We start from the raw sequence: 18815 nt of genomic DNA, 5'->3' as shown, positions 1-18815 counted from the left end.
TTCCTGATGCTCATAGTTATGACAATTGTCAGTCCCGTACTCCTGTTCAATTACAGGATTTCACTGGTCCTGTTCAATTACAGGATTTTACTGAATTTCAACATCAACTGTTTCTGTAGCTTCCCTGTAAGGCACCTTCACATAGAGTTTCCCATCAGTATATCTTGCAATAGCCTTTTCAGGGATTACCCCGCAGCAGAATGCGTAAGTTCCAGCATATTCAAGTCCGGTTTCTTCTCTTTTTGCTCTTACAAAAAAGCCGTCCTCGACCATTTTCAATTCGATATTCTCTTTCTTTACCCCAACCATATCGACTTCGATGTACAGGTTTCCCTCTTCATCCGAACACGAAAACATATCAGGTGTCATTTTTACCATTGCCATACTATCCCTCCCCAGAGAGTTATAAAACAATTATAAAACAAATCCGAATATAAACGAATTCAAATAATAATAGCTGGATCGTTTTATTTATATTTTATGAACAATAGCCTTTTTACAGCTTCCGGTCGCTGCTCCTTCCGAATCTTTTTCTGCCCGGTTTTATCTCTCCTGGTTATCGGATTTTTACTTTTTACTGCCACAGCTCCCTGTTTTTGTCTATAAAAGCCTTCTGGACTTCTATTTTCGAAGACGTATAAATCAGCGCTGCAGGGTGGTAGAGTTTCAGAATTGTTCTTCCTTCTTGTTCTACAGGAACGCCCCATTCCAGTTTTCTTTCCGGGCAGAATGACTTTTCAGCTGTGTTACCAAGGAGGATTATGATTTTAGGGTTAAGCAGGGTTATCTGGGCAGTAAGGAAGGGTTTGCAGCATTCAATCTCATGCACTCTCGGTTTTCTGTTTTCAGGAGGATGGCATTTGACAGTATTTGTTACGAACCAATCTTCTTTTGAGAGCTCCATATACTCGACCATTTTGTCCAGCTGCTTTCCTGCCCTTCCATAGAAGGGAATCCCTGATTTGTTTTCGGATTCTCCCGGAGCTTCTCCTATAAAGAACACTTTCGGATTGCAGGACCCTTTTCCTACTACTCTTTTAATTGCACTTTTATGGAGAGGGCATCGTATGCAGGCTATTGCCTCCCTTGTGACAGTCTCATATCCGGCTTCCACCAATTTTCGAACTCTTTCTTCAAGGTTTCCGCAATTCTCCTCTTCTGCTGCCATATCTTTTAGCTCCTTCATTTTTCCTTATCCTGAGATTACATCTTTTTCCTAAAACTGGCACTGAATCAGTACATTTTTTATTCTAATGCTAGCTGCCTTTTACTCTTGTATAGTTGTTTTCTTCTTTTACATTAATTGCCTTTTTTTTCTTGTTTTTCATATAAAAATAGTAATCCATCTCTTAACATGCAAACCAGAACAAACTTATTTATGGAAAAAATTCCATGACAAAGATAACCAATACTGAAAGGATAAGATTCTCTAAAATTTTATATTTTAAGCTTTATTCTCTGATATATATAAAATCTTGTTACAGGTGTGCTGAGGGTAATGACTTCCAGAAACTTTCTTACGATCGATGATTTTGACATACGCGGAAAGACGATTCTTGTAAGGGTCGATATGAACTCTCCTATGGACACCCAGGGCCACATTCTGGATGATATGAGGATCAGGAGCCACATTGCGACCTTAAAAGACCTTGAGAGCGCAAAAGTCGTTCTGCTTGCGCACCAGAGCAGGCCCGGAAAAAACGATTTCACTATAATGAAACCTCACGCCCACCTGCTGTCCAGGTATCTGGGCAGGCAAGTTACTTACGTGGATGATATTTTCGGGACATTTGCAAAAACCCAGATTGCCTCTATGGAGGATGGGGATGTTATCATGCTCGAAAATGTCCGATTTTATTCGGAAGAAAGCATTGAGAGAACACCAGCAGAGCAGGCCAATACCTATCTGGTTAAAAAACTGTCACCTTTTGTCGATATTTTCCTGAACGATGCATTTGCAGTATCTCACAGGTCTCACCTTTCTGTTGTAGGTTTTACCGAGATCCTTCCTTCGGGAGCCGGAAGGGTAATGGAAAAAGAGCTTATATCTCTCGACATAGGGGTCAAAGGAGGGGAAAGACCAAGCGTTTTTGTGCTGGGTGGGGCAAAGGTGGATGATTCCCTTAGGGTTACCGAAAACGTTCTCACAAATGGAGGGGCTGACAGGGTACTCCTTACGGGTGTGGTTGCAAATGTTGCTCTTGCTGCGTCGGGAGTAGACATCGGAAAGGCCAGCATGGATTTCATCAAGTCTCAGGGATATGAGAACCAGATCGAAAGGGCAAGAGGCTTGCTTGCGAAGTTCAAAGATAAAATTGGCCTTCCAAAGGATGTAGCTTTAAACGATAACAAAAAACGGGTCGAAGTACCTATCTCTGAGCTTAATTCCGATTCTCTACCCATTAACGATATAGGGCTCGAAACCATCGTCAATTATACTAACGAAATCCAGAATTCCAAAACTGTTGTCCTGAATGGTCCTGCCGGAGTTTCCGAAATTGACGATTTTGCCCTTGGTACTCATGAAATTATAAAAGCTGCCATTAAATCCGATTTTTCGATCATAGGCGGTGGGCATATTTCAGTTGAGGTTGCACACCTCGGCCTTGAACATCGCTTCTCTCATATCAGCACAGGTGGAGGAGCCTGTATTGATTACCTTGCAGGAGAAAAGCTGCCCGGAGTCGAGGCTCTGAAGGCTGCCTACAAAAAATATCAGGAAGCTAAAAAGCTTTAAGGGTTTTTTTCCTGCGAGTTCCGGCAATAAGAACGGATTTCTGTCTGGTATTTTCTGCAGGAATTTCCTTATTTTTATTTCAATTAATTTATTTTTCCTCTACTTTTCTGCTATTATTTTTTTAATCTTTTTCTATTCTTTTTTCAATTTCTCTTCATTCTTTTTCTAATTTATTCTCCAATCCATTTTTCATTCCTCTTTACCTTTTCAAGACTTCAGGCAATACCAGAAATGTACTTTAACCAGCGCCAATAACATACTGTTATACCAGTTTCCGGACATACCATCATACTAAGCATAGGTTATTACTGGCTGGTATTTACAGCTTAAACATATAATTAACAGATTAAATGAACAGATTAAATGAACAGATTAAATGCAGTTTACAGGTGTTGGTTTAGGCATGCTTACAGAAACAGAAGGCAGGGCTGCAGTCAAGCTTGCAAGGAAAACCATTGAATCATTTATCTTGGGGGAAGTGCTTCCACATCATCAGGCAGAAGAAATTGACCTTCCTCCTGTTTTTGGGGAAAATAGAGGCGTTTTTGTCACATTGACCGAAGATGGGCTATTAAGAGGCTGTATAGGCCATCCTTACCCTGACTCAACTCTTAAAGAAGCAATTCTGGACTCCGCGGTCTCTGCGGCAACCCGTGACCCGCGCTTTCCACCTGTTGAGGAGGAAGAGCTGGACAGCATAACTGTTGAGGTTACGATCCTTACTCAACCCGAAAAAATCAATGCATCTCCAAAAGACCTTCCGGATAAGGTAGAGATCGGCAAGCACGGGCTCATTGTAAAACAGGGCTACTGCCAGGGACTGCTGCTCCCCCAGGTCGCTCCTGAGAACAAAATGGATTCTATAGATTTCCTGAGCCATACATGTATGAAAGCCGGCCTTTCTCCTGATGCCTGGGTTAAAGGAGCAGAGGTCTATTGTTTCGAAGGACAGATTTTCAAGGAAAAGGAGCCTGGGGGCGAAGTCATAGAAGAAAAGTTTTGAGTTCTTTTACTTTTATTTCTTTTCTGATTTCTTTTTTCTTCCGACGGCTTTCCAGACAGGCTGGCGGAGGCACTTTACATAATGTGGATTGAAAACCATCTTCTGTAAGGTTAAATGAAATATTTCCCCCATTTACCACTTATTTTTATATTCTCTTCCTTGCGTTCGAGCAGAACGATTTCAACACTGTTTTATATTGTAAGATATTTGTTATTTTTGGATATCACTTTTTTTGGATATCACTCACTTTTAAGTTAAGTTGAGCAAACATGAATACCTGTAACCTGCAGAAAAACGCGCTTCCGGGATCTTTTGGTAATATTAATCCTGAACTCTATGTCCTCTCCCTTTCGAGGTTTTTCGAAGATCTTGGTTCAGGGATGCTCGTTGCCTTGATTCCTTTATACATCTCTGACCTTGGGGCATCCTTTTTTTCCGGGCTTCCGCTTGTTGCCCGGGCAGGACTTGTAATGACGGTTTTCGGACTCTTCAGTGCCTTTACTCAGCCTCTTATGGGCAGGCTCTCGGACAGGCTTGATTGCAGGAGACCTTTCATCCTTTTTGGGCTGATTGGATATACCTTCTTTTCTTTCTTTTATTCGCAGGTAACAAACTATGAGCAGCTTCTCTTTATCCGGCTGCTCCAGGGAATTACCGTAGGGGCAACCATACCTGCAGTTATCGCAATGGTTACACACATCTCAACCTCCGAGACCCGGGGAAAAGCCGTGGGAGTCTACACAACTATCAGGGGTGTCGGATTCGGCCTCGGGCCCGTTATAGGGGGAGCAATAGCCAGGTACTGGGGTTTTGATGCCGGGTTTTATGCCTGCGCCCTTCTCGGGGTGGTAAGCCTGGTTCTTGTGAGTTTTTTTGTAAAAGAAACTAAACGCCCTCATGAGCCAGTTCCCGAAAAAAAAGGAGGAAAAAAAAGCTACGCTTCAGTTTATTCCCTTGCAGGCGCCATGCTAATGATGATGGTCGGGATAATGATGGTTGTTGCCCTTATTCCTGAATATGAAGTCCGGCTCGAAGCATCCGAGCTTTCCCTTGGAGTTGCTGTCTCAGCCTACATTTTCGCAAGGCTGCTTTTCCAGGCTCCTCTCGGCAGCCTTTCGGATAGGATTGGCAGGAAAAAACTGATTGTCGGCGGTCTTTTCCTGAGCGTTCCTCTGGTTGTCGGGATGGGTTACATCACAAGTATAAGCCAGCTTATTTTTTTCAGGGCTTTTCAGGGGCTTCTTGTAGCCTCAATAGACACGCCTGCAATGGCGCTTGCAGCTGACCTCTCGGACGGGGCTTCCTTAAGCTCAAGGCTCAGCATAATAACAACTGCACAGGCAGCAGGAATGGCTTTTGGCCCTATCTTCGGAGGCTTTCTTGCGGGATATGTGACCTTTGTAACGCCCTTTTACGCCTGCGCCCTGCTGATGCTTCTGGCAGGCTTTCTGGTGATCAAAAAAGTAGAAGAGCCAGAAGGTAACCAAAGTCGGGAAGCTGCATAAGCCTCTGAGGACGAACGTCCGGGAAGAACCTTAATTTCTTTTCCCGATACCTACTGTTTTCAAGCCGGTATCTGGCTTTCCTGATTCCCTCTTAAGAACCTCTTCTCGATATCCAGTCCCTTGCTCCACTTTTTAGATTCTTAATAAATTCCAAAAAGGCGTTACTCTTTTCCAGGTTTTCCAGGGCTGCATTAAAAAATAGAAAATTTTATGAAAAATCTTATGAAAAATGGGTTAGTGAAAATGAGTTAGTGAAAATGAGTTAGTGAAAATGAGTTAGTGAAAATGAGTTAGTGAAAAATGAGTTAGTGAAAAATAAGTTAGTGAAAAATAAGTTAACGAAAAAACGGAGATGAACATTGGTTGAGGGAAGGTGTCTTTATAATGAAGGAATTTTTCAGTGAATTTTACTTTTGCTTGATGATTCGCGGTTTAGTTAAATGGACTCGAATATAGCTCTGGACTTACATTTAATGGATTGGCAAGGAAGGTTTGCCTGCAGGCTTGATAACCTGCAGGTCCTGTCGGCAAACCTGGTTTTTGTGGCTTTATAGGCTCTATCGGTGTAGGTTTTATCGGTTTTGCTGGTTTTATTGTTTTCATCGTTTTGTGTGAGTAAGGCAGAAATTTTCTTAGCGGTGAATCTGGCTATGGTAGCATCCCGATCATTCGATCAAGATCTTTTTTCCGGCCACGAATTTTGTTTTTGGTAGGGTGACTGTTAAAACGCCGTTCTTGAGCTGGGCAGTTGCTCCTTCTTCGGTTACACCTTCCGGAAGTGGAATTTCACGGTAATAACGCATTAAAGACCTCTCTTTTCTGAGATAGCCTTCCTTTTCTGTCTCCTCTTCCTTTCCTTTAGATGCACTGATAACAAGGAAGTTCTCCTTCAGGCTCAGCTCTACATTTTCTCTGTCAATGCCCGGCAGGTCGGTTGTAACAATTACTTTACTATCTTCTTCCGCAACATCTGTCAGCGGGGATAAAGTCTCGCCCATATACCTGTTTTCCAGTGCAGGAAATGCCCTCATCATCTGTTCCATATATTCCTGCATCCTTCTTATCTCATCAAACGGGTCCCAGCTCTGCATGTCACGGGACGGTCTCTTTACTGGCAGTTTCATGTACAAATTCCTCCTTACTTGACTCCGGGGAATCCTCAGATCCCAGTTCTGCTGGAATCTTTTCGAATCTCCCTGGTTTTGTATTATTTCTTATCTAATATTTTACTTCGGTTGGTTAATGATCTGTAACTTGAACTCTTATCTGATCTGTAAGTGGTTCTGGAGGTGTGGAACAGCTTCTTTTTTTCTCCGTAGGAAGCTGCCTGTAAGATGTGAAAACCCTGCCAGGGGTGGAGATTTAAGAGTGGAGATTTTTGTTTTATTTCTCTGTCCATATCTTACAGGCAGGATAGATGAGAGTTCCAGGCTCTCATCTCTTTCTCGTGGAGGGGAGAATCCGTTTTTAAAGGTGGTACAGGTTCACCTTTAGTCTGTTCGCAGGTTTTTGTTTACGGGTCTTTGGGAAGGTAACTGGTGGTCTTGCCCTACAGTTACTATATTATGGTTACTGTGAGGGTGTTATTGGTTCTCAGTTACTAACATCTAGTTAGTATTCATTATATTTAAATTTTTTGTCCATGCCCCTGCCCTCAGACTGCTCAAAATCGGATGTTTCTCGGGAAAACCGTATAATTTGCATGCAGAATAAGTTTTTTTCGGGCGATGCAGGGCTCTGGAGTTCCCTTAATTAATTTATCCTGTAAGGGGGGGATTGGGAATAAAGTCTGCACTAAAGAAAACAGGTTTATGCAACTTTGCCTTATTAATCAGTAAAAATCGGATATTTGCAGGGCAAAAAGTTGAGTTTAGGCGCAAAAGACCGGTTTAGTTCAATTAAAAAATGTCCTTAATGAGAAGCATCACTAATTTATTTGTTTAATAATATAATCCATGTCAACCGGCTTATATTTTGTCAGTTCAACAGAGATATTTATCCTTTTATTTTCTTTATCAATAAAAGGGTACTTGCGGAGGTTATTGTTGTGGTTATGGCCACAAATAGCCCAATCATTCCAATTGAAAGGAACATTCTCAGGTCGATGTGTTAAAAAGAATTTGTGATTTGCATATTCAAGGATAAAATTAACATAAAATTTTATTTCATTTGATTCATCATGATTTCCTTTGATGAAAAAAACATTTCCGTTTAGCTGTTTTAGCCAATAATCTGTTGATCTCCTCTCTTTTCCATAAGCTAAATCTCCCAAAAAATAAACAGTGTCTTTATTACCAATTGTGTTATTCCAATTTTGCACGAGTGTTTGATTCATATCAGCAGCATCTAGAAACGGTCTTTTGCAATACTTTATAATATTCTCATGATCTAAATGTAAATCAGAAGTTACAAAGACCTTTGATCTTCGAAATACACTTTTGATATTCTCAGCCATGCTTCTTTGTGGAATCTCAATTCTCTCGCTTACATACTCACCCGGATTATAACTACCTTCAAAATATGCATTTAATAGATGCAATGTGTGAGTATAGACATCCCTAACCAGTGCCAATTCCCTTCTTAATGGCCGCCTTAAAAGAAAGTCATACTCCCTTAGTATTAATTGATCTTTCACAAGAGTTGCTCTGACCATTTTATGTTTGAATTTCAGACTATTTTTTCTTTCAACGTATTTTCTTATTCCTTCAAATTTGTCATTCGATAATTTCATCGCTATCGTTGTATGAAACTCTTATCTTCTTTCATGATCGAATTGATTAAGCTGGCAATATGGTTCAAGTGCTTGAGCAAGATTCCACCTAAACTCATCCATTTCTTGCTGGGTTGACATCAAGAAATACAACTTTACTATCCTCAAATGTGCTGAACCCTTTTACTTCGAAACCCATTAGAGAGTGGTTGGAACACAACTGGTTAAAATCTCTAATTAATTTTGTCTCATCATTTGTACTGAATGGACCTACCAAAGTGATGTGAGGAATCGCTCTTTTAGATTTTAATCCAAACTTCTGATTGATTTCATCTATCAACTTCTTAATTTCATATTTTGCACTACCATAGAATCTAAATTCAATCAGGTAATGTACCATCTAGTAATAAAAAACCTTTAAGAGTTATATACATTGTTGAACATAGTTTTGAGTTCTGCCTAGTTTTTCATTCGTTGCAGAACCCTTGAATTCAACAAATAAATTCGTCCTGAAAAAAGAGAATGATTGGGAATAAAGTCTGCACTGAATAAGCTAAATTTATACAAAAAATTATATATGAGTTTATGCCGCTGAAACTGCTGTTGAGACACCCGCATCCCTGCAGAGCAGTTCAGCCTGTTTAAGGATGCTTTCAGTAGCGAGTTTCTGTTTGTCAGGAGGGTAGCCGTATTTTTTTAGCAGTCGTTTTACACTGACTTTTATCTTTGCCTGGATGTTTTCCGGAGGGTCCAGTCAACCCCTGCATTTTGCCTGATGATTTTTACAAGTTTTGCAGCCATGAGCTTTAATGTCTCGTTGCCCAGAACATCCACAGCGCTTTCATTGTCTGCGAGGGCGTCGTAAAATGCGACCTCCTCTTCACTGAGGCCAATCTCTTCACCTCTTTTATCGGCTTCGCTTATCTTTTTTGCCAGGTTGAGGAGTTCTTCTATGACCTGAACGGTATCAATGCCCCGGTTTTTGTATTCGTTGATTGCCCGCTCAAGCATTTCAGCAAAAGACTTTCCCTTGATAAGGTTTCTGCGCGACCTGATCTTGATTTCGTCATACAACAGTTTTCTCAGGACTTCATATGCAAGATTTTTTTGTGGGAGGTCTCTAACTTCGGTGAGTAAATCCTCAGAAAGGATCGAGATATCAGGCCTTTTTATCTCAACTGCGTCAAAGACATCGATGCTTTCTTCATTTGCAATCGATTTTGAGACAAGCTCTTTTATTGCCGAATTCATTCCATACTTTGATTTTGTAGGCTTTCTGTCCACCTTTACAAGAAGGGATCTTACAGCCTGGAGATATGCAAGTTTATCCCTTATCCGGTCTGCATCCAGATGTGAGACTGATAGGGTGAAGGCTTTGGAAAGTTCGGTTACGTGCTGGATGAAGCGCTTTCTTTCCTGCGTTCTTTCATCTTCCGTCTAGCCCTGCGAAAGGATAAAATCCGCTCCCTCTCTTACAATTGTAAGTTTTTCTTTCGGGGATGATGAAAAGATACGCCTGTAATCAAAGCCATAAAACATGTCCTGTACTATTTCGTATTTTTCGAGTATTAATGCAATGGCTTCGGCCTTGTAGTCAGCGGGACTGCCCCGGCCTCCGCTTCGCGTGTAGTTTGCCATAGCATACTTGAGGTCGTAAAGGAACCCCACATAGTCGACTATAAGCCCTCCAGGCTTATCCCTGAATACACGGTTTACGTGGGCAATTGCCTGCATGAGGTTGTGCCCTTGAAGCCATTTCAGGAAATACATGGTGTGCAGGGCAGAGTGCATCAAAACCGGTAAGCCACATGTCGCAGACAATTAAAAGCCTCATGGGATCAGCCGGGTCCTGCATCCTGTCCCTAATCCGCTGCGTCCATATTGTTTCTTAGCTTATCCGCTGTCTGCCAGAGTTTTTCTTCAAAACCGAGGTTTGCGCTGTTTTAGCCTTCTGTGTTTTTTGCCATGGATTACCAGCACTGTAATGATGGCTTAGATAATCCGTGAACTGTTATGAAATTGCTGATTCTAAGCAGTGGTCAGCGTAGCAGCGCTCAGCGCTTTACCTAGTTGTGGCAATTTTTCAGGCAACTGCTGTATTTACAGGCAAAATACAGGCAAAGTGCAGACAAAAGATCCTTTCTCGGGCAGTGAATGAAATTTTCCTGACGATAAAGGATCTATCGGGCGTGAAGTTCAGTCAATTTTCTCGATCAGGGAAAGGAAGCTGTCTCTCAATCTTTCTTTTGTGGAGTCCGAAAGGTCATTAAGTTTATCGAGAGCTTTTAGTGCCAGTTTAAAATAGGATTTTGCAAGGGCAGGGTCTATCTCAAGGTAGGTTGCTCCCATAAAAACATACAGGTAGAGGAAGTCGTCGTATTTCTCGGTGAGTTTGCTGTAAAGTTCTTGAATCCTGTCAAATTCGCCTTTTTCTGCCAGTTCGGATATGTAAAGTCCTGCAAGTTCGTAGAATTCCGGACCATTTTCCAGCAGAAAATCAAATTTTTCGTTATCTTCCATCAAAAGGAACTTGCTTTCCAATTCTGCTATCAATTTTTCTTCAGTCAGCCCTTCTTCAGTCAATTCTCCTCTTTTATCTCTTTCTTTTCCTTCATCTCCCTCATTTTCTTCTCCATACTCTTCTACATCTCCATATTCTTCTATAAATTCAAAATAATCTTCCTCGTCCCCTTTCATGAGCATGAGATCTGCGTGTTTACCGGATAGGCCCAGCTTGGAAGCAAGCTTTTTTATGCTCTCCTCATACTCTTCGTTCTCCTCTTCTGTGAAAAGGTCCATAATATAGGCTACCCATTTTATGTATGCCTGTTCATCTTCCATCCAGGACCTGTTATCGATAACCTCCAGAACATAATCTATTGCCAGTTTCAATTCATGGTGAGTTACCTGTTTTTCTTCAAGGAGTTCTATCAGGTCTTTGACAATCTCTTTTTCAAAATCCTGTTTAAAATAAGAAACATTTTTGTTACAGTTTCTTTTGATATTCTTTAATGCTGATACTGCATCCCTGTCCTTTATTTTTCTGTCAACCTCATAAAAATGCCTGGCAATCGAATATTCGACTATTCCGATAAGCTCGGCATATTCATATTCTCTACCCTGCAGGCTTCTTATTTTCTTCACTTCTGGCGTATCGGGTATGAGGTGCCGGAAAAGTGAATCTTCGTCCTCTTTAATGGATCTATCTCCGGTTTCATGATTCATTGCTTTCTCTCCTTTACTCCCTGCCTTCCTTCTTTCCTTTCATCTTTTTCCATCTTTCCTTTCATCTTTTTCCATCTTTCTCTCTCTCTTCTTCTCTCTTCTCTTTTCTTCCCTATTTTTCTCTCTTTCTTCTTTCCCGTCTCTCTTTCTTCTTCTATCTTTACTTTCGTGATAACCCATTGCGTTCAGTAAGTGCACTTAAAACTGAATATGCATCAGAATCTTGAGGCTCAAAATTAGATTCCCCACTCCATCAAAACCTGCACACAGCCCGTATGATCATCAATCTCTTTTCCGACTGCTTTAAACCCGCTTTTTTCATAAAAGATAATAGCTCTTCTGTTATCCCTATAGACCTTAAGGGAGAGCCTTCCTTTCAGGACTTTCGCATGCTCTAGAAGCGCTTTGCCTGTCCCCCTTTCCTGCGCTTCTGGAGCTATGAACAGGGCACATACCTTTTCTCCGACAAGTGAAATAAAGCCCATTACCTTTCCTTCCTGTTCAAAAACATAGTTTTCGGCAAGAGGCAGGTACTTTTCCTTCATCACAGATTTATGCGAAGCCCAGAAAGAGGCTGGCATAAAGGGATGAGCAATAACGGAAGCATCATACCAGATCCTTACTATCTCTTCAAGATCTGTTTCCCTGTAAGTTCTGATCAATTTATCCGATTCCTCTCTTTTGTTAAGGTTATTTTATTGATCTAAAATTAAATTATCCTTTATATCTAGGATAATGGAATCGATTGGGCAATATGTTAAATTATCGGGCTATATATTCGTCTCCGATTAAGAAGCTCCTGCTGGATAAGTATTCGATTGAGGATAAGTATCTGATCAACAGTCTCTACATGGAAAGTTAAGTTCACTAAGTACCAGACTGGAGAACTCAGGTTCAGGATATTGTTGAAAAAAGGCTTAGTACACTATGTAGTGATCATGAATAAAAAATACACCGAAAATGGTTCGGCCGAAAAAAAGGATTTTAATGAAAATGGTCCGAATCAAAAAGAAAAAGTCGGATAATTTCTTATCTTTTAATCTGACTCGATTTGCCTGATCAAGTCCCTTGCATATCCTTCGGATATTTTCACCTGCGGGCTGCAGGGTACAACCTTTACCAGTTTTCCGAACTGGGTCACGTACACTTCGGGCCCGTGTGAGGTTTTCACTTTCGTAAAAGTGTATCCCATTGAAAGGGTCATTTCCTTAACCTCCAATAGTTAATATATCCGGTCTGCCATATAAACATTTTTAAAACTAATAATCATTATGTTTTATGGCTACTAGCGTTGAATTTCTTTTGATATTTATCTCATTTGGGAGATAATATATATTCGACAAAAAAAGTATTTATGAGTTTTTTGGAAACACAAAGGTCATTTTTAAGACTCAGTTCACAGGCTTTACATCAAATTTTTTTTGCTAAGTGGTTCAGGAAAAAAGTAAAGGCATTTATCCTGAATGGTGAACCGGGTAGATAAGTAGGGAAATAAATAGATTAATGAAGCAAATAGGCAAATGGGGCAAATATGACAAATAAGACAGACAATGCAAATAAAGCAAATAAGATAAATAAGGCAAATAAGACAAATGAGAAAAATAAGATGCACACTAAGTTATAAACACATAAACAGGAGAGAAAAAGATTATCGGAACTTTTCCAGTACTTTCAACAGTTCTTCCTCATCTCTTGCAAGAGAAACGATGGCCATCTCCACCATCAGGTTCACTATCCCGTCTGCAAGCTCCCTGAAATCAGTCCTGAGCCCTATAACAGGTTTTTCTTTTGCATAGGCATAACCTATCTCCCAGGCTGTCCCGGAGTCCACATCCACACCGTCAAGAACTGCGACAATAAGGTCTGAGGCATCCACGCCCTCCACGCACCTTATGAATATACGTTCCTGGTTCTGTCTTTCGCGTTCCTGTGCCACATCTTCTGCATCTTCCTGGGGCAAAAAAACGGAAAAGCCATTGTTGAGCAGCATATCCTTCAGTTTTCGGTTGTATTCGAGTTCGGCATGCGTGAAGAGTGGGCCTGCAAGGTAAATTAATTTTTTTTTGCTCAAGTTTTTTCCTCCTGTTACTCCGGAAGTCATCACTCATAAGAGTTTTCTTGCAGGAAAGAAGGATGATAAAGGTAAAATAGTTTACCTTATACTGAAATTTTATCAGAGATGTATGCTTGATCGAAGCTGATATAAACCCGTCCATAAATGTCTGGAATACACTTATATATCTAAAAATTTAAACTGTACTGTCTTAATATTAATTGTATGACTTTTCTATTCCGGGGGTAATATGACGGTCAGGAATTCTTCAATGTCGAAAGTCTCAGACGAAAACGGAATCGCTCCTGTTGTTGGAACGGCAGTCACAATATTCATTGTTTTTATTCTTGCAGGTCTGGTCTCTTCAGTCTTTTTTGAGGAATATGGGGATTCCTCCCATATGGGATCATCAGCAGCAAAACTTCAGATCCGATTTACTGAAGATCTAAATTCGCTCGAGTTCGAACATGGTGGAGGAGCTCAGCTCTTTTTTGACAGCTCTTCACTATCGGTTATTATGGATATTAATGATGCTTCATACAGACTGAATGACTCTGCACTTGGCACGCTCGAAGCCGGGGAAAAAAAGGTTCTTAGCCTGAATGAGAGTGTAAAGAGTGAACTGCCTGCAATAGAACTGGGACAGGGAGATAAGGTATCTGTAAAGGTAGTTGATTATGAAAGCGGTGCCCTTATTGCAAAGAGTGAACTTGAGGTTAAAGGACAGATAGTTATAGTGCCTGAAGAATGATCTGAACAGAAATTATTCAGAGATAGAACGATTCAGAGCCAAAGCGATCCAGAGCCAAAATGGTCCAGAGCTGGAATGGTCTGCTAAGCTTATGCTTGTGCGCGGTCAACAACCCTTAGAGCCTTCTCTCTGGTTTTTTTCGATAACAAGCTTAATTATCTTGTATTGACATTACACTGTCAGTGAATACTTATGATCAAGGCAGGAATTATAGGAGCTTCCGGATACACAGGAGGAGAACTCCTGCGCTTACTTGTAAGCCATCCCGATGTTAGGCTTGAACTGGCAACTTCCCGGAGTCTTGCAGGGAAACCCGTTACAGGTACCCACAGGCACCTCGAAGGTTTTCTGGACTTAAAGTACGAAAATCCGGGGCCTGAAGAAATCAGGGAGCGCTGTGATGTGATTTTTGTGGCAGTGCCTCACGGGACTGCTATGAATTATGTACCTGAACTTCTCGATGGCAGTACAAAGGTGATCGACCTCAGCGCAGACTACAGGCTTGATGTCCCTGTATTTGAAAAGATTTATGGAATGAAGCACAAAGACCCCAGGAAAACAGTGTACGGGCTGGTAGAGCTCCACCCTGAAGCTGCAAAGGAAGACCTTGTGGCAAACCCGGGCTGCTTTCCTACTGGAGCAACCCTTGCAGCAGCACCACTTGCAGCAGCAGGGTTAATAGATATTGCAGTCTTTGATTCCAAAACAGGGATTTCAGGAGCCGGGATCTCACCTACGGAAACGTCTCATTACCCGAACCTCGCAGAGAACATCATCTCTTATAAGCTTACAGCTCACAGGCACAGGGTTGAGATATTCCAGGAATTGACAAGACTGGACGGAAAGCTCAGGAACATCAACTTCACCCCCCATGTGATCCCGTCCATCAGAGGAATCTTTACAACTGCTCATCTTTTTACAAAAGAGCCTCTTTCGACTGAAGATGTTCGGGGGATTTATGAAGAATTTTACCGGGGCAAACCCTTTGTCCGGCTTCCGGGAGGAGTCCCATCTCTCACTGCAGTCAGGGGATCTAACTTCTGTGACATAGGTTTTGAGGCGGATAAAGAAAATAACAGGATCGTCGTGCTTTCAGCAATCGATAACCTTGTTAAAGGTGCATCAGGGCAGGCTATCCAGAACATGAACCTTATGTTCGGGCTGGCTGAGACCTGCGGACTCTGGATGCCTGCGGCTGCACCTTAAAGGTAGAGCAGGCGAGAACATATAACCGGTGACGGATTAAAGTAATGAATGGAATATATCTTGGGGTAGTCCTATGAAAGTAAAAGATGTCATGAACCCTGATGTTGTCTTCTGCAAGCCTGATGATACAGTCAGGGAAGCTGCAAAAGTCCTTAAGGAAAACAATATTAGTGGAGCTCCTGTCCTTGAGGATGGACAGCTTGTAGGGGTGGTAAGCGAGGCTGACCTGCTTGAGTTGCTCGTAATTCCAGAAAAGGGAAACCTCTGGCTTCCAAGTCCTTTTGAAGTTATAGAGGTACCAATAAGGGAACTCCTCAGCTGGGAAGAGACGAAAAAAATGCTTTCTGATGTCGGTTCTACAAAAGTTGAAGAGATGATGACAAAGGACGTGCACACAATTTCTTCCGAGGCATCTGTTGAAGAAGCCTCCGAACTTATGGTCAGGCACAGGATCAACAGGCTTCCAGTAATGGAGAATAGTCGTGTGGTCGGAATTGTCACTCGCGGAGATATTATCGAAGGCCTTGCAAAGCTTTGAGTGAAAGGTGAGTTTTCATGAAGCAAATAGAGGGTGGAATATGTGCAGTAAAGGGCGTATCTGCAAACGGGATAAAACCCGGAAAAATGGGAATTGCGGTCATTCGTGCAGAAGGCCCTGCCGCAGGTGTTTTTACAAAAAATAAGGTAGTTGCAGCTCCTGTTACTCTGAGCAAAGGAGTGATTGAGACCCAGCAACGGCTTTCTGCTATAATTGCAAACAGCGGAAATGCCAATGCCTTTACAGGTGATGATGGTTTTCTGGATGCAATGGAAATGGCAGCGGCACTTTCTGAAAAGCTTGACCTCGACCCTAATACCGTCGCAGTTGCCTCAACAGGAGTAATTGGCAGAAGGCTTGATGTCTCCTGGATAAGGGAGCACCTCCCTGAAGTCCTTCAAGGGTTGGGCAGTTCTCCGGAGTGCAGCCGCGCAGCTGCAAAGGCAATTATGACCACAGATAAAGCCTTAAAAGAATCTGCTGTGGAACTCGAGTGCGGGATAAGGATAGGGGCAATTGCAAAGGGTTCAGGCATGATCGAACCAAATATGGCAACCATGCTCTGTTTTGCATACACAGACGCAAATGTGCCTGCAGATGTCTTGGATGCGGCTCTGAGAAGAGCGGTCGATAAAACCTTTAACATGGTTGTTGTTGACGGCGACACAAGTACGAATGATATGGTGCTTTTCACTTCCACCTGTAAATCCGGAGTCAAGCCCTGTCTGGAATGCCTTGATGAGTTTGAGGAAGGGCTTATTTACGTGTTCACAGATCTTGCAAAAAAAATGGCAAAGGATGGAGAAGGGGCCACCAAACTCATAGAAGTCAAGGTTGTCGGCGCAAAAACACATGAAGACGCTATGCTTGCTGCAAAATCTATTGTCCGCTCTCCTCTGGTCAAATCTGCCATTTTCGGAAAAGATCCCAACTGGGGCAGGGTTGTTGCAGCTGCAGGGTACTCGGGTGCCGAGCTTGAGCAGGAAAGGCTTTCCCTCTCATTCTCAGGTGGGGGAGAAGAGGTTGAACTTGTGAAGTCCGGGGAGATTTCCAGGGCTTCTGATCTTTCACTCCTGAAGAGGATAATGGCAAATGAAGAAATCATCATTGCCCTTGACCTTGGAATGGGAGAAGAATCGGCAACTGCCTGGGGCTGCGACCTGACTTATGATTATGTCAGGATCAATGCCGAATATACAACGTAAATCAATGCTGAAAACACAACATTAATCGGATTGGCTGCTCGATTGAATATACAGCGTAGCTCGATTGAATATACAGCGTAGCTGAATAATACAGTTTAATGCCTGATTTACGACCTGAAATGGTCCTGGTATCTGTTGTTAGATTCACACAGCTGGCATCAGATCAACTGGCCTGGTCTCAGGTCTCCAATCTACACAAAGTTAAATAAAATAAACGTAAAATGAGAAATAAAGGAAATATGGATAAGATAATCCCTGGTACTCAAAAACCCGGATTTATTTTGATTTATTCCCTTTATTTTCCTTTATTCTCCGTTATTCAAGGTCAATTAAACTTCTTAATTCTGGATTTTATTTTATTCCCAGGGGGTTTACGGAAGTGGACATAGAAGAATGGGAACAGCGCCATACAGAAGCTTTTTACGATGCAAAAGAAGCCCTTCCTTATCTGGATGGGATGTTTGTAGCTTATAATAGCAATATCGATGCTATCAGACACCTTACCGAAGAAGACCTGTCCAGACTTGTCGGGCTTTTCGATGAGGCTGAAATTCAGGACAGGGTTGCGGTATACCCGAGAGAAATTGCGGAACCTCTGGATTTTGTTGCCCGCCTGCTTATCTCCATGCGGGAAGGGAAAGCCGCGGAAGTTCCTGCATATACTGCAGAGACCCACGAGTGGCTGAAAGAGCACCTGGGTTTCGATTATGCCCGCATGGGTGGTCAGGCAGGGATCATTTCAAATCTCCTTGCGCGATTAGGCCTGAAAAAAGTGGTGGCTTATGTCCCCTGGCTTTCTGAGGAACAGGCAGAATACTTTGCGGATTCTGGCAATATCCTGCACCCGAAGGTAGAAAACGGACAAGTCCTCCTGAAACCTCCTGGGGAAGCCTTCAAGCCAGGGACCGGGTCAAAAGTAAACTGGATACTTGAATTTTCCAAAGATCTGAAAGTAACCTGTGCAGGCAGTACCTTCAGGGTACCGAGGGATAACCGTCTGATCATCTCCTCTCGCCCTAAATGGATCCGTCTGGACATGGACAAAGAGATCTACGAGCAGCTTGACTCCCTCCTCCCGATTGACGGGGCAATGCTTTCGGGTTATCAGATGATAAAAGAAGAATACGAGGACGGGTCCACCTATAACGATTACGTCGAACATTCCGTAAAGGTCATTGACAAACTTAAGTCCCTGAACCCTGACCTCCGCATCCACGTAGAACTTACATCCATTCAGAACCGGGTTATAAGAAAGGCTATCCTGACAGAGATTGTTGCAAGGCACGTCCATTCCCTGGGCCTTGATACCGTGGAAGTGGCAAATGCCCTGAACGTGCTTGGGTATGAGGAACTTTCATATTCCGTGATCCGGAAAGGAGAAAATGGAATTATGTCCCTTTACCAGGGGGCTGTCCAGCTAATGAAAGATCTTAAACTTGAGAGGGTACACGTACACTCGCTTGGCTTTTATATCTGTATTCTGGCGAAAGGTCACCCTTTAACCCTGAAAGAACAGAGGGATGCTCTGCTCTTTTCTTCGGTTCTGGCAGCTGCCCAGGCCCTCAATGGAAAAATCGATAACCTTACGGAAGCCGAAGCCGGACTGGAAGTACCTGTCTCAGCTAAAGGGATAGAAGATCTGGAGACCTTCCAGCTATACTGCACAGGCAGAAAGCTCTGCACTCCAGATGAATTTGAATACGGATATATCTATGGGCCGGACCATGATGCTATTCTCATCCCTTCCAAGGTGGTAGACAGACCAAAAGCTACAGTAGGGATAGGAGATACGATTTCTGCGGGAGCTTTTGCTGCTATGCTTGCAAGGATGAAACAGAGACAGGCAGGGAAATAAGCTATTTGAAAATTAAAAATAAGTTGT

18 protein-coding genes and 1 pseudogene are annotated in these 18815 nt (G+C 42.3%); 8 read left to right on the top strand and 11 right to left on the bottom strand.

The features are described from left to right. Positions 1 to 87: 87 nt before the first annotated feature. Both FXV91_RS15920 and FXV91_RS15915 read right to left on the bottom strand, forming a co-directional pair. On the bottom strand, positions 88 to 384 hold the full coding sequence (locus tag FXV91_RS15920; RefSeq protein WP_229391665.1) for an Hsp20 family protein: 297 nt from the start codon (positions 382 to 384) through the stop codon (positions 88 to 90). A gap of 190 nt (positions 385 to 574) precedes the next feature. After that, complete coding sequence (locus tag FXV91_RS15915; RefSeq protein ID WP_229391664.1) at positions 575 to 1168, bottom strand: uracil-DNA glycosylase; 594 nt, start codon at positions 1166 to 1168, stop codon at positions 575 to 577. Between the two features lie 318 nt (positions 1169 to 1486). Here FXV91_RS15915 and pgk point away from each other — a divergent pair, with 318 nt between their 5' ends. From pgk to FXV91_RS15900, 3 genes are all read left to right on the top strand, one after another. Continuing rightward, on the top strand, positions 1487 to 2737 hold the full coding sequence (pgk, locus tag FXV91_RS15910; RefSeq protein ID WP_229391663.1) for a phosphoglycerate kinase: 1251 nt from the start codon (positions 1487 to 1489) through the stop codon (positions 2735 to 2737). 403 nt (positions 2738 to 3140) lie between these two features. Continuing rightward, positions 3141 to 3740, top strand: a complete 600-nt coding sequence (locus FXV91_RS15905; RefSeq protein ID WP_229391662.1) for a TIGR00296 family protein — start codon at positions 3141 to 3143, stop codon at positions 3738 to 3740. Between the two features lie 269 nt (positions 3741 to 4009). Then, the gene (locus tag FXV91_RS15900) at positions 4010 to 5245 is read left to right on the top strand and encodes an MFS transporter (protein ID WP_229391661.1); all 1236 of its coding nucleotides are present in this window, start codon (positions 4010 to 4012) and stop codon (positions 5243 to 5245) included. 665 nt (positions 5246 to 5910) lie between these two features. Here FXV91_RS15900 and FXV91_RS15895 read toward each other — a convergent pair. The 9 genes and pseudogenes from FXV91_RS15895 to FXV91_RS15855 all read right to left on the bottom strand — a co-directional run bounded on the left by FXV91_RS15895 (position 5911) and on the right by FXV91_RS15855 (position 13251). Then, the gene (locus FXV91_RS15895) at positions 5911 to 6369 is read right to left on the bottom strand and encodes an Hsp20/alpha crystallin family protein (protein ID WP_229391660.1); all 459 of its coding nucleotides are present in this window, start codon (positions 6367 to 6369) and stop codon (positions 5911 to 5913) included. Between the two features lie 803 nt (positions 6370 to 7172). After that, positions 7173 to 7976, bottom strand: a complete 804-nt coding sequence (locus FXV91_RS15890) for a metallophosphoesterase (protein ID WP_229391659.1) — start codon at positions 7974 to 7976, stop codon at positions 7173 to 7175. Positions 7977 to 8070: 94 nt separating this feature from the next. Then, positions 8071 to 8355: a 2'-5' RNA ligase family protein gene (locus FXV91_RS15885; protein WP_229391658.1), complete on the bottom strand. Its 285-nt coding sequence runs from the start codon at positions 8353 to 8355 to the stop codon at positions 8071 to 8073. Between the two features lie 183 nt (positions 8356 to 8538). Beyond that, positions 8539 to 9593, bottom strand: a pseudogene (locus FXV91_RS15880) (DUF3387 domain-containing protein). Positions 9594 to 10151: 558 nt separating this feature from the next. Continuing rightward, entirely contained in the window at positions 10152 to 11180 is a 1029-nt protein-coding gene (locus tag FXV91_RS15875) for a hypothetical protein (RefSeq protein WP_229391657.1), read from the bottom strand. A gap of 39 nt (positions 11181 to 11219) precedes the next feature. Further along, positions 11220 to 11360 carry a hypothetical protein gene (locus FXV91_RS15870; RefSeq protein WP_229391656.1) on the bottom strand — a complete coding sequence of 47 codons (141 nt, stop codon included), beginning with the start codon at positions 11358 to 11360 and terminating at the stop codon, positions 11220 to 11222. A 56-nt stretch (positions 11361 to 11416) separates the two neighbouring features. Then, positions 11417 to 11842: an N-acetyltransferase gene (locus tag FXV91_RS15865; RefSeq protein ID WP_229391655.1), complete on the bottom strand. Its 426-nt coding sequence runs from the start codon at positions 11840 to 11842 to the stop codon at positions 11417 to 11419. Between the two features lie 374 nt (positions 11843 to 12216). Continuing rightward, positions 12217 to 12384 (bottom strand): hypothetical protein, encoded by a 168-nt coding sequence (locus FXV91_RS15860; RefSeq protein ID WP_229391654.1) that lies wholly within the window; start codon positions 12382 to 12384, stop codon positions 12217 to 12219. Between the two features lie 444 nt (positions 12385 to 12828). Continuing rightward, positions 12829 to 13251, bottom strand: coding sequence for a nucleoside 2-deoxyribosyltransferase (locus FXV91_RS15855; RefSeq protein WP_229391653.1), 423 nt, complete (start codon positions 13249 to 13251; stop codon positions 12829 to 12831). A 232-nt stretch (positions 13252 to 13483) separates the two neighbouring features. On the opposite strand from FXV91_RS15855, the gene FXV91_RS15850 reads away from it, so the two are divergent. From FXV91_RS15850 to pfkC, 5 genes are all read left to right on the top strand, one after another. Continuing rightward, positions 13484 to 13984, top strand: coding sequence for a type IV pilin (locus FXV91_RS15850; RefSeq protein ID WP_229391652.1), 501 nt, complete (start codon positions 13484 to 13486; stop codon positions 13982 to 13984). Positions 13985 to 14176: 192 nt separating this feature from the next. Next, a complete protein-coding gene (gene argC / locus FXV91_RS15845; RefSeq protein ID WP_229391651.1) occupies positions 14177 to 15190 on the top strand; it encodes an N-acetyl-gamma-glutamyl-phosphate reductase in 1014 nt (337 codons plus the stop codon). Positions 15191 to 15263: 73 nt separating this feature from the next. Then, positions 15264 to 15728 (top strand): CBS domain-containing protein, encoded by a 465-nt coding sequence (locus tag FXV91_RS15840; protein WP_229391650.1) that lies wholly within the window; start codon positions 15264 to 15266, stop codon positions 15726 to 15728. A 17-nt stretch (positions 15729 to 15745) separates the two neighbouring features. Further along, a complete protein-coding gene (gene argJ, locus FXV91_RS15835; protein WP_229391649.1) occupies positions 15746 to 16933 on the top strand; it encodes a bifunctional ornithine acetyltransferase/N-acetylglutamate synthase in 1188 nt (395 codons plus the stop codon). A 379-nt stretch (positions 16934 to 17312) separates the two neighbouring features. Next, positions 17313 to 18788 (top strand): ADP-specific phosphofructokinase, encoded by a 1476-nt coding sequence (gene pfkC, locus FXV91_RS15830; RefSeq protein WP_229391648.1) that lies wholly within the window; start codon positions 17313 to 17315, stop codon positions 18786 to 18788. Positions 18789 to 18815: the final 27 nt, after the last annotated feature.

Origin of the sequence: Methanosarcina sp. DH2, from assembly GCF_020804225.1 — an archaeon.
GTDB lineage: Archaea > Halobacteriota > Methanosarcinia > Methanosarcinales > Methanosarcinaceae > Methanosarcina.
Note: the sequence above shows the minus strand (reverse complement) of the source record. Positions and strands in the feature narration are given on the sequence as shown.